The following is an 11,332-nucleotide window of genomic DNA, read 5'->3' as shown; positions in this document are numbered from 1 at the left end:
AGACATTAAGTTTCATTAAGTTCTGTATCTTTAGATTTTTTAAATTCTTTAAATTCTTTAGATCTTTTTGATTTTTTTTGATTTAAAAAAATTAATATTCCGAAAATCGTTTGTCAGTTAAATATTCGTTATCGGTTAAGGTTTTTAGAAAAGCAATTAATGCTGATTTTTCAGTGGCAGACAAGGCAATTCCCAAAATTCCATTTTGCTTTAGAATTGGGTCCAATGTTGCAGAATCTACAACCTCTGAACTGTAATGATCCAATACACCCTCTAAGGTGAGCAATCGTCCATCGTGCATGTAAGGTGCTGTTTTTTCAATGTTTCGAAGGCTTGGTACTTTAAACTTGTGCAAGTCTTGGTCGAGTTCAGTTACTCTATAGCGTCCTACATCATTCAGGGCAGGATTGACAGATAAGCCGTTATTTCTAAAAGAATTATCGGTAAACAAATCGGTTGCATGACAGCTGGCACATTTTTGATTGAAAATGGCATAGCCACTTAACTCTTGCTGCGTCAAAGTGCCTCCCGCTTCATTGCGTCGGTATTTGTCAAAACGAGAATTGGATGAAGTCACCATCAGCATGAATTGTCCCAAGGCTTTGAGCATATTTTCAGAGTTGATTTGTCCATCGGCGAAAGCCAATTTATATAACTTTTGATACTCGGCATCTCCTTTCATCATGGTTATGGCAGCACTAAAATCGCCATTCATTTCTACCGGATTTGTAAAAGGCAAAATAGATTGCAAATCCAAATGATTGACGGCTCCATCCCACATAAAAGCCGTTTGGTAGCCCAAATTTTGAATAGAAGGCGTATTTCTTGTACCCACAGCATCGTTTACACCATGACTAAAAGTGTGTCCGTGGTGCGTAAAAGCATTTTCTTGAATGTGACAAAAACCGCACGAAACCACACCGTCTGAAGCCAATCGACCGTCGTAAAACAATTTTTTACCTAGTTCAAAACCTTTTTGCGTAGGCGGATTATTTGAAATATTATATGCTAATGGCGGAAAATTTGAAGGAACTTTAAATTCTAATGGTAAATTGGTATAATCTTCGTCATCGTTGGTACAACTCCATAGCAAAGGTAAAATGAGCAACAATATTATTTTTGTTTTCATTTATAAAAAATATTAAAGCGGTCAATTCTCATTAACCGCTTATTAATAAAGAAATTAGTCGTTATGCACGTGATCTACCGTAAACATTTTAGAAAGATTAGTCGTAACCAATGCCAATCTATCGCCTCCCATAACATCACCAGAAGTTCCTGCAGTAAGTGCTATTTTATTATCGCCATCGACTATGTTTTTAGCATCAGCCAAAATATGAATTTGAGGTGTAATTGTAGTTCTAACTTTTGCAATTGATGGTAAAGTTATGGTAACTTCGGCATAATTGTAATTTTCTACATTATTTACCATCGTTTTACCCGTGTGTACTCTATAACTTCTTGGAGTTGTAAGCGTTGATGAAGTAACTGTTCCTTCAAAATTTACAAATTTATACCCTCCAGTCCAGCTCCACATCATTCCGGCAGTTTGAGCTGTAGCTAATAAATCTCCTTGACCTGTTGCGCCAAGCTCCCATTGGGCTCTATCAACACCAATTCCGAATTTAATTTTGGTATAATTTCCTGCAGGGACATTCGTTAAATTTAAAATTTGACTTGCTGCAGTTGCCTCATCTACAATAAAATAGCTACTCGATTTTGGGTATGTAAATGTAGTTCCGTCTTCTTTTGTAAGAACAATGTTACTTACAATATATTTCAGTTGAGAAGCTTTAACTTTCTCCCCATTTGAGTTAGTATATTCTGTTGCAAAAGCCAAATTGGCTCCCCCATATATGTTGTCGTATTCTACTTTTAATGTTCCGTTTCCAGAAATTACTTCTTCATCGTTATCTTTTGAACAAGATAGTAAACTCATTGTAGCTATTGCAATAGCAAATATATTTTTAAATTGAAATTTCATTTTTTTAAATTTTTATGTATATGTTAAATAATTCATGCTGATTAAATAAAAAGCATAGCAAATTTATTTCGTTTCAAAAAAAGAAACAAAATGACACCAAAGTGTTTTAAAATTTAAAAAATGAAAATGGGAGGATGAAAAAAATCAAAACCAAATAAATGCTGATATAAATTCTTGTATATATAAGCATTTTTTGTGGTTACAAATTTTGATTTTTTATAAATTTCCAAATAAAAGGTAGCTGTATAAAACCATTCCGATTCAAAAACACTTATTTTTTTATCGTTTTGAACTGGTTTTTCCGTTTCAGAAGATTGGGCTAATTGCTTCATCAAATGACATTTCCCGTTACAGTGCATTTGGGGTTTGGCTTTGTTGATACAAAGTTCTTTTGCAATATACTCATAATTAGCCATATAGTCTAAAACGGGTATTACGGGTTTTAGAAAAATAAACAAAGCTAATATAATTACAATCTTTTTCACGGGAGCAAAATTACAATATTTTTAAAAACTAACAAGGCAAAAAAAGTTAATTTTTTCAATTCAAATTAATTTTTCTTAATCAAATTGCTTATTTTTAACAACAATTCATCAACATTATAAGGTTTTGTTATAAAATCGTTAATGCCAATATCTAAACAGGTTTGTAAATCATTTTCCCAAACATTGGCCGTAATGGCTATTATTGGTATTTGACTGATGCTTTTGTCTTCAAAATTTCTAATCATGATTGTCGCTTGATTGCCATCCAAAACGGGCATCATCAAATCCATCAAAATAATATCATAACTGTTTTTGGTTAATTCTGTTATTGCTTCCTGACCATTATTTACAATGGTTGTTTTACAATTGTTGATGGTATTTCTAAGCAATTTCTCAATCAACATTTGGTTGATTTTATTGTCTTCAGCAACTAAAATTTTACAATTTGAAAGTACCCGCATCATGTCTTCGTCTATCAATTTGTTTTCCTTTATAGCTTTATGTACTACTTTTAAGGGTATTTCGATATTAAAAATAGTTCCAATACCTACTTGACTAGATACTTTAAGAGTTCCTTTCATCATCTGAATAATATTTTTTGTAATAAATAAACCGAGTCCAATACCTGAATTGGTTTGATTATTTTTTACTTGAAAATATTTTTCAAATATTTTATCTAAATTTTCTGCATTTATTCCAATGCCAGTATCTTGTATTTTGATATTGAGCATAAATATTTCATTCTTTTCATCAATAAAACTACCACCATACAACATAGAAACATAACCAACATTGGTAAATTTAATAGAATTTGAAAGGATATTCATAATTATTTGATTCAATCGCTGGGCATCTCCATTTACAAATATTGGAACATCGCTAACTTTTTTTATTACAAAACCAAGGTTTTTGGCAAATGCTACTTTTTTATTAATATTAAAAGACAAATTGATGTTTTCTTCTAATTTAAAATTATGAGTATTCAAACTAAAATCACCATTATTAATTTTGGTGTAATCCAATACATCATTAACCAAATTGAGTAAATGATTTGAGGAGTATTTCAATATCTTATTATAATCATTTATTTCGTTAAATCCTGTTTCTTTATCTACAATTATATCCGAAATTCCTTTAATTGCATTCAAAGGCGTACGCATTTCATGGCTAATTGTAGCAAAAAAACCATCTTTAATTTTCTGAATATTGGTTTGTTCTTCTTGAAACTGTTCCAATTTTTTATTTTTAGACAACATGTTGTTTAAAAGACTATTAATGATTTCAATTTTCATCATTTCCATAAACAAAATACACAAAGTTACATTGATGATATTGATATTTTTCCAATATTCAAAGTATTTAATTTCCTCAGAATACTCGGATAAATCTAACCACGGTACATAATGTATGCCTAAAAATGTAACAATTACTACAACATAAGCTAATAATGAACCACGTTGAAAATTAACAGCATTGATAGATAATAATAAGAAAATAACCCATAAATACAAAAAGGGATGCTTGTTAAAATAAAAGATACCGCCAACAGCCAATTCAAAATACAAACCAAATATAATCATATTGGCTTGATTCAATCTAATTTTAATTTCACTGTGGGTTATAACACTTTTTAATACCATATAGATCATCGGAACGATAACAATCAAATTGATAATGGCATAAATTTTGGCTCCACATATATAATTAAAAATAGAATAACAAAACAAGGCCGTAACATATAAACCAAGATAATCTGCCAATCTAGTAACATAGTGTGATACTAACTCGTCTTTTTCTTTTTTAAATAAGTTACGGGGTTTTTTCATAGATTATTTTTTTTCAATTACAAATATAAATAACTAAGTGCGAAGTTTTTAAATATTTTAAAAAAAAGACAGATTTATATTTATGATCAAAATTATAATAAAAACGGAATTCCGTAAAATCATTAATTCAAAAAACATCATTTAAAATATTTAGGATATAACAACATAAATTTATTAATATTAGTATTTTACTTAAATTAATTATCATAATAACAAATTTATTCATCAATATATAAATCAAAGAAACAAAAAGTGAATTAAAAAAAATAGGGCTGTAAAAACAAAAAATCCGAATTGATATTTAAAAAATAAATAAAACTGATGTATCAATTATATTAAAATGATTGAAATTGCGTTTGATAAATGAATTAAAATCGTCTAAAATCATAAAAATTGATATAAAACTGATTTTGATAGTAAATAAGTTTACATAATTGTTATATTTGCACGCTATTTTAAAAACATGAATAAAATATACATCTTAATAACCCTTTTTTGTTTGAATTGGATGCAAGCTCAAACACATGAAATTGGTATTTTTGCTGGAGGTAGTAATTATATGGGCGATATTGGACCAACAGAATTTGTTGCACCCAATAAGTTAGCCTACGGATTTATATACAAATGGAATAAAAGTCCAAGACATTCCTATCGTTTTTCTTATACACAATCCACTATTAATGCTTCAGACTTGGATTCTGGTGTGCCAAGTCGGTATTTACGAGGATTGACTTTTAGCAACAATTTGAAGGAGTTTTCTGTTGGTTTAGAATTTAACTTTTTTGATTTTGATTTGCATCAAACAGGTTGGAAAATGACTCCTTATGTGTATTCTGGTATCAATTATTTGATATATGATGAACAATTTTTTTTAAACAAAGAATTAAAATTCGATTATACAAGCAGCAATTTTAGTGTACCAATGGTTGTTGGTGTAAAAACAAACCTTACGAATCATCTAATTTTAGGATTGGAAGTAGGAGTAAGATATGCTTTTACAGACAATCTTGATGGCACAAAACCCAAAAATGTGAATTTGAAAAGTTTGCGTTTTGGCAATACACAAAGTAATGATTGGTATGCTTTTTCGGGTTTTACCCTAACCTATACCTTTGGTAGAAAACCATGTTATTGTAACAACTAGATTATGAACTTATTAGAAAAAATAGATCTTGAAAAATTGCCAAAGCATATTGCCATCATCATGGACGGCAATGGCCGATGGGCCAAACAACGGGGTTTTATGCGGGCTTTTGGCCATGAAAATGGTACAAAATCTGTGAGGACAACCATTGAAACCTGTGCTAGAATGGGCATTCAAAACTTAACATTGTATGCTTTTTCAACAGAAAATTGGAACAGACCCAAGCTAGAGGTGGATACACTAATGTCGTTGTTAGTCAAATCTTTAAAAAACGAATTTAATACCCTACAAGAAAACAATATCCGATTTAATACTATTGGAAATATTGAAATGCTGTCTAAAAACACACAACAAGAGTTACAAAAAGTGATGGAAGGAACAGCCAACAATACTCGAATGACCTTAACTATTGCCTTAAGTTATGGATCGCAAGAAGAAATCATTCATGCAGTTAAAAAAATCAGCGAAAAAGTTAAAAATAATATAATTTCGATAGATAGTATTGATGAATCCATAATTAATAAGCATCTTTACACCCACAATTTGCCCGATGTCGATTTATTGATAAGAACAAGTGGCGAACAACGTATAAGCAATTTCCTTCTATGGCAAATTGCTTATGCAGAATTATTTTTTACAGATGTATTATGGCCAGATTTTAAAGACGAGAATTTATATGAAGCAATTATCAGCTATCAAAAAAGAGAACGCAGGTTCGGAAAAACAAGTGAACAAATTAAATAATAAGTTAGTGTTACAAAAAAGTTTAAAATTAGTTATTACCCTATTGGTTTTTGGAATTTCAATAGTAGCAAATGCCCAAGACAGAGTACCTTATGATCAGGGTACCAAATATATTTTAGCCAAAGTTGATGTAACAGGCAAAATCAATTTCAATGCACAAACCGTAGTAACCTTTGCCGGTTTAGAAAAAGGTCAAAACATTACTGTTCCAGGAGAAGAAATCAGTGCAGCTATCAAAAAATTAGGTAAACTTGGTTTATTTAGCGATATAGATTTTTATGTAAATAAAGTTGTTGGCGATAGTATTTATTTAGAATTAAACATCAATGAATTGCCAAAATTGAGCGAAGTTAAAATTAATGGTGTCAAAAAAGGAAAAATAGAAGCCTTAATTAAAGAAAATAGCCTTACAAAAGGCAAAATTGTAAATGACAATTTAATTACAACTACTAAAAATTATATTGAAAATAAATATAAAAAAGAGGGCTATTTTAACACCAAAGTTTATATCAATCAAATAAAAGATACTACTACCATCAACGAAGTAAAACTCTTGGTAAACATTGATAAAGGCGATAAAATTAAAATTGAATCTATTGATTTTGAAGACAATAAGCAATTGAACGATGCTAAATTGCGATCGGCCATGAAAGATACCAAACAAATTAATCGATTTAGGATATTTAAAGGTTCCAAATTTATTAATGCTAAATACAAAGAGGATTTGGTAAAAGTAATAGACAAATACAAAGAAAATGGGTATAGAGATGCACGAGTAATTTCTGATACTATCAAATATAATGACAAGACCAATAAATTAGCCATAAAAGTAAAAGTAGAAGAAGGTCATAAATATCATTTTGGAAACATCAAGTTTATAGGAAACACCGTTTATCCTGATCAATTATTGCAACGCATTTTAGGAATCAACAAAGGAGATACATACAATGGAGTATTATTACAAAAAAGAGTTGAAGACAAATCAAAACCCGACGGAGAAGATATTACCAATTTATACCAAAACACAGGGTATTTATTTTCAAAAATCAATCCAGTAGAAGTACGCACTGCCAATGATTCGATTGATTTTGAAATCCGTGTTACAGAAGGGCCAATTGCTTACTTTAACAAAATTACGGTTGTGGGTAATGACAAAACAAACGACCATGTGATTTACAGAGAATTACGCACAAAACCAGGTCAAAAATACAGCAAAGAAGATTTAGTTCGAACAATCCGAGAGATTGGGCAATTAGGCTTTTTTGACCCAGAATCTATCAAACCCGACTTTAAAAATGTAGATGCCGCAGCAGGAACAGTAGATATTCAATACAATTTGGTTGAAAAAGGAGCCAGTCAAATAGAGCTTCAAGGTGGGTATGGCGGCAGCGGATTTATTGGAACATTAGGGCTTTCGTTCAACAACTTTTCTGCTAGAAATATGTTTAAAAAAGAAGCTTACAAACCATTGCCAATGGGCGATGGACAAAAATTGGCCCTTAGGTTACAGGCCAGTACTTTTTATAGAACTTATAGTTTGTCTTTCTCAGAACCTTGGTTTGGCGGCAAAAAACCTGTTAGTTTTTCAGCATCACTTGCAAGTAGTAAACAATATTTATTTACAGGTGGTACAACTTCAGACAAAAGTAGAAGTTTTGACATTACCTCATTATCCGTTGGTATAGCCAAAAGGCTTACCGTGCCAGATGACTTTTTTGTGTTGTCTCATACTTTATCATTTCAATATTACAATTTAAATAATTACAACACAGGGTTATTTACTTTTGGAGACGGTTCGTCAAGAAATTTATCTTATACTATAGGGTTAAGCAGAAATAACAAAGGTGTAAACCCTATTTTTCCTACTTATGGATCAGAATTTAGTTTGACAGCCAAATTTACACCACCTTTTTCATTATTTGATAAAATTAATGTAGATGATTTAGCAAAACTAGAAGAGTATAAATTACGAAATGAAGGTGATGGGTATTTTAGTCCAATAGATGGCAATTGGATTAATAACAACGATTATATTAAAGTAAAAACAACTGCAGCAGGTACAGGATATGTAAAAGCAGCCGACTATACAGAGGCCGATGCAAATGCAAGTAAGATTGATCAAAAACAATTCAAATGGCTCGAATATTATAAAATTAAATTCAAAGCAGATTGGTACACAAAATTGTATGATCAATTAGTTTTAAGAACCATGGGCGAATTTGGATTTATGGACAAATACAGTTCAGGCAAAAATTTAGTTCCTTTTGAAAGGTTTTATTTAGGCGGCGATGGGTTGGCAAATTTCGCATTAGATGGTCGTGAGGTAATTGGTCTTAGAGGGTATCCAAACCAATCCTTGTCTAATTCAAATGGATCTACAATATATAATAAATTTTCATTAGAATTAAGATATCCACTAACATTAAAATCGTCGGCATCAATTTATATGTTAGGATTTATGGAGGCTGGTGCTGCCTATAGCTCGTTTCAAAACTACAATCCTTTCCAACTGAATCGTTCGGCGGGTGTTGGTTTAAGAATTTTTATGCCTGCATTTGGTTTATTAGGGATTGATTTTGGACACGGTTTTGATTCATTACCAGGCGAAACAAAAGCCCATGGGTGGGAAACCCATTTTATAATTGGACAACAATTTTAATGAATTTTATGATTTATTATATCTAATTTTATATTTTTGAACTATGAAAAAGCAAATTTTAATTTTAGCAACCATTTTCTTATCATTGATGGCAAATAGCCAATCAAAAGGAATAAAAATTGGATATATTGATATGGAATATATTTTAGAGAATGTTCCAGATTATAAAGATGCCAAAAATCAATTGGAACAACGTGCTCAAGTATGGCAACAAGAAATTGAGGCCAAAAAAAATGAGATAACCAAATTGAAAGAATCATTAGCAACAGAAAAAGTACTGCTTACTAAAGAGTTGATAGATGAACGAAATGAGGAAATCAAATTTCAAGAAACGGCATTAAATGATTACCAACAAAAAAGATTTGGCCCAACTGGAGATTTGATAGTTCAAAAAAAATTATTAGTTCAACCTATTCAAGACCAAGTTTTTACAGCAGTTCAAGATATTGCAGAGTCTAAAAAATATGATTTTGTTTTTGATAAATCGTCCGATTTAACCATGTTGTTTGCTTCCAAACGTTATGATATTAGCGACAAGATTGTGAGTATCATCAACAGAAGTACCAAAAAAACGGAGATGACCAAAAAACAAATTCAAGAAGAGGAAGAAAAAGAACGTAAAAAAGAACTCATCGAAGACAATCCAGCCCTTTCTGAAAGACAAAAAGTGATGGAGGAAAAAAAATTGGCTCGAGAGAAAATGATGGAAGATAAAAAATTAGCCGCTGCCGAAAAGAAAAAAGCACAAGAAGAAGCAAAAGCTAAATTGAAGGCAGATCATGAAGCTAAAAAACTTGGCACGATTTCTGATAATAGCAATAATGAGAAAGAAAAAGATGCTATTAACCTTGAAAAAACTACCTCAGATGACAGCAAAAAAGAAGTTGTATTAGAAAAACAAGAAATCAAAAACAGGGCTTTTGAAGAAAGAAAAAAAGCCATTGAAGAAAGAAAACAAAAAGTAATGGCAGAAAGAGAAGCCGCCAAAAAAGCAAAAGAAGCCGAAGTAGAGCGTAAAAAAGAACAAAAAAACCAAATAAAAGAAAATAATTAATTACTAAATACTTTACAAAAATGAAACAAATCAAAACTTTATTAGCTGCTGCCATATTATTTATTGGTGCACAATCTATGCAAGCACAATCAAAAATGGCACACGTTGATACAAACGAAATCATGTCGAAAATGCCAGCAATGCTAGAGGCTCAAAAACAGTTGCAACAAATTGGCAAAACTTATGAAGATACTTTCAAAACTATGACAGATGAGTATTCGGCAAAATTAAAAAAATATGATGCGGAAGTAGCTACAGCTGGTGAAAAAGTAAACGAAGAAAGAGCCAAAGAAGTACAAGACATGCAAAAAAGAATTTCTGATTATAGAGAGAATGCTCAAAAAGAATTAGAAACCAAACAAGCAGAATTGACCAAACCAATTTATGAAAAAGTTAAAGCCTCTATCAAAAAAATTGCTAAAGCCAAAGGGGTTCAATACGTTTTAAATGCTGATGGTTTATTAGTTGCAGACGGATTAGATTTGACTGCAGATATCAAAAAAGATTTAGGTTTCTAAAATATTTTTTTATACAAAACAAAAAACTGTTCCTTTTTTATTGAAATTGGAACAGTTTTTTTTTATTTTTGTTCTATGATTCAAACAAACGCAATTGGACTTTTCGATTCGGGTATTGGTGGCACTTCTATTTGGAAAGCCATACACCAATTGTTGCCTCACGAAAACACCATTTATCTGGCAGACAGTAAGCATGCTCCTTATGGACAAAAATCTAAAAATGACATTATAGATTTGAGTTTCAAAAACACAGAATTGCTTTTAAAACACCATTGCAAACTCATTGTCGTGGCCTGCAACACTGCTACTACAAATGCCATTAAAGAACTTCGGGATCACTTTGACGTGCCTTTTATTGGCATTGAGCCAGCCACAAAACCAGCAGCCACAAATTCTAAAACCCAAACTATTGGCATATTGGCCACTCTAGGTACTTTAAATAGCGACCTGTTTCATAAAAATGTTGCACAATTTGAACATACAAAAATAATAGAACAAGTGGGACATGGATTGGTTCAATTGATAGAAAATGGACAAATAGAATCTGATGACATGCACTATTTATTGCAATCGTATTTAAAACCAATGATTGCAGCCAATATAGACTACCTTGTTTTAGGCTGTAGCCATTATCCGTATTTGATGCCACAAATCCGTAAAATAGTTCCAAAACACGTTCAAATTATCGATTCGGGCGAGGCAGTTGCCAGACAAACCAAAAAAATATTAGACGATTTACATCTCTTAAACACCCAAACTCACATACCTGAATGTGTTTTTTATACCAATGCCAATACTACGGTTTTGTCTGGGATTTTAGACAATCAATATAAAGTACAATATAAAGATTTTTAGCAATAAAAATTAAAATATTATTTACAAAAAATATTTTTGACTTTTTTTATACCAAATATATTT

Annotated in this window: 10 protein-coding genes; 6 read left to right on the top strand and 4 right to left on the bottom strand. The window is 31.1% G+C overall.

Translation table 11 applies throughout. The annotated features are described in order from the left end of the window. Positions 1 to 91: 91 nt before the first annotated feature. From B0A58_RS08205 to B0A58_RS08190, 4 genes are all read right to left on the bottom strand, one after another. Positions 92 to 1,129 (bottom strand): cytochrome-c peroxidase, encoded by a 1,038-nt coding sequence (locus B0A58_RS08205; protein ID WP_089080661.1) that lies wholly within the window; start codon positions 1,127 to 1,129, stop codon positions 92 to 94. 54 nt (positions 1,130 to 1,183) lie between these two features. Further along, complete coding sequence (locus tag B0A58_RS08200; RefSeq protein ID WP_089080660.1) at positions 1,184 to 1,984, bottom strand: MbnP family protein; 801 nt, start codon at positions 1,982 to 1,984, stop codon at positions 1,184 to 1,186. 113 nt (positions 1,985 to 2,097) lie between these two features. Further along, positions 2,098 to 2,469 carry a hypothetical protein gene (locus B0A58_RS08195; protein WP_133063095.1) on the bottom strand — a complete coding sequence of 124 codons (372 nt, stop codon included), beginning with the start codon at positions 2,467 to 2,469 and terminating at the stop codon, positions 2,098 to 2,100. A gap of 65 nt (positions 2,470 to 2,534) precedes the next feature. Next, positions 2,535 to 4,295 (bottom strand): response regulator, encoded by a 1,761-nt coding sequence (locus tag B0A58_RS08190; protein WP_089080658.1) that lies wholly within the window; start codon positions 4,293 to 4,295, stop codon positions 2,535 to 2,537. Between the two features lie 463 nt (positions 4,296 to 4,758). Between B0A58_RS08190 and porG the strand changes: the two genes are divergently transcribed. The 6 genes from porG to murI all read left to right on the top strand — a co-directional run bounded on the left by porG (position 4,759) and on the right by murI (position 11,269). Then, entirely contained in the window at positions 4,759 to 5,439 is a 681-nt protein-coding gene (gene porG / locus B0A58_RS08185; protein ID WP_089080657.1) for a type IX secretion system protein PorG, read from the top strand. A 3-nt stretch (positions 5,440 to 5,442) separates the two neighbouring features. Then, positions 5,443 to 6,183: an isoprenyl transferase gene (locus B0A58_RS08180; RefSeq protein WP_089080656.1), complete on the top strand. Its 741-nt coding sequence runs from the start codon at positions 5,443 to 5,445 to the stop codon at positions 6,181 to 6,183. Beyond that, complete coding sequence (locus B0A58_RS08175) at positions 6,116 to 8,842, top strand: BamA/OMP85 family outer membrane protein (protein ID WP_165766315.1); 2,727 nt, start codon at positions 6,116 to 6,118, stop codon at positions 8,840 to 8,842. Before B0A58_RS08180 ends, B0A58_RS08175 begins: the two co-directional genes overlap by 68 nt. 43 nt (positions 8,843 to 8,885) lie before the next feature. Next, positions 8,886 to 9,896 (top strand): OmpH family outer membrane protein, encoded by a 1,011-nt coding sequence (locus B0A58_RS08170; protein ID WP_089080655.1) that lies wholly within the window; start codon positions 8,886 to 8,888, stop codon positions 9,894 to 9,896. A gap of 20 nt (positions 9,897 to 9,916) precedes the next feature. Next, on the top strand, positions 9,917 to 10,414 hold the full coding sequence (locus B0A58_RS08165) for an OmpH family outer membrane protein (protein ID WP_014084704.1): 498 nt from the start codon (positions 9,917 to 9,919) through the stop codon (positions 10,412 to 10,414). 75 nt (positions 10,415 to 10,489) lie between these two features. Next, positions 10,490 to 11,269, top strand: a complete 780-nt coding sequence (gene murI / locus B0A58_RS08160) for a glutamate racemase (protein ID WP_089080654.1) — start codon at positions 10,490 to 10,492, stop codon at positions 11,267 to 11,269. Positions 11,270 to 11,332: the final 63 nt, after the last annotated feature.

It is taken from the genome of Flavobacterium branchiophilum NBRC 15030 = ATCC 35035 (assembly GCF_002217205.1).
Taxonomy (GTDB): Bacteria; Bacteroidota; Bacteroidia; order Flavobacteriales; family Flavobacteriaceae; genus Flavobacterium; species Flavobacterium branchiophilum.
Note: the sequence above shows the minus strand (reverse complement) of the source record. Positions and strands in the feature narration are given on the sequence as shown.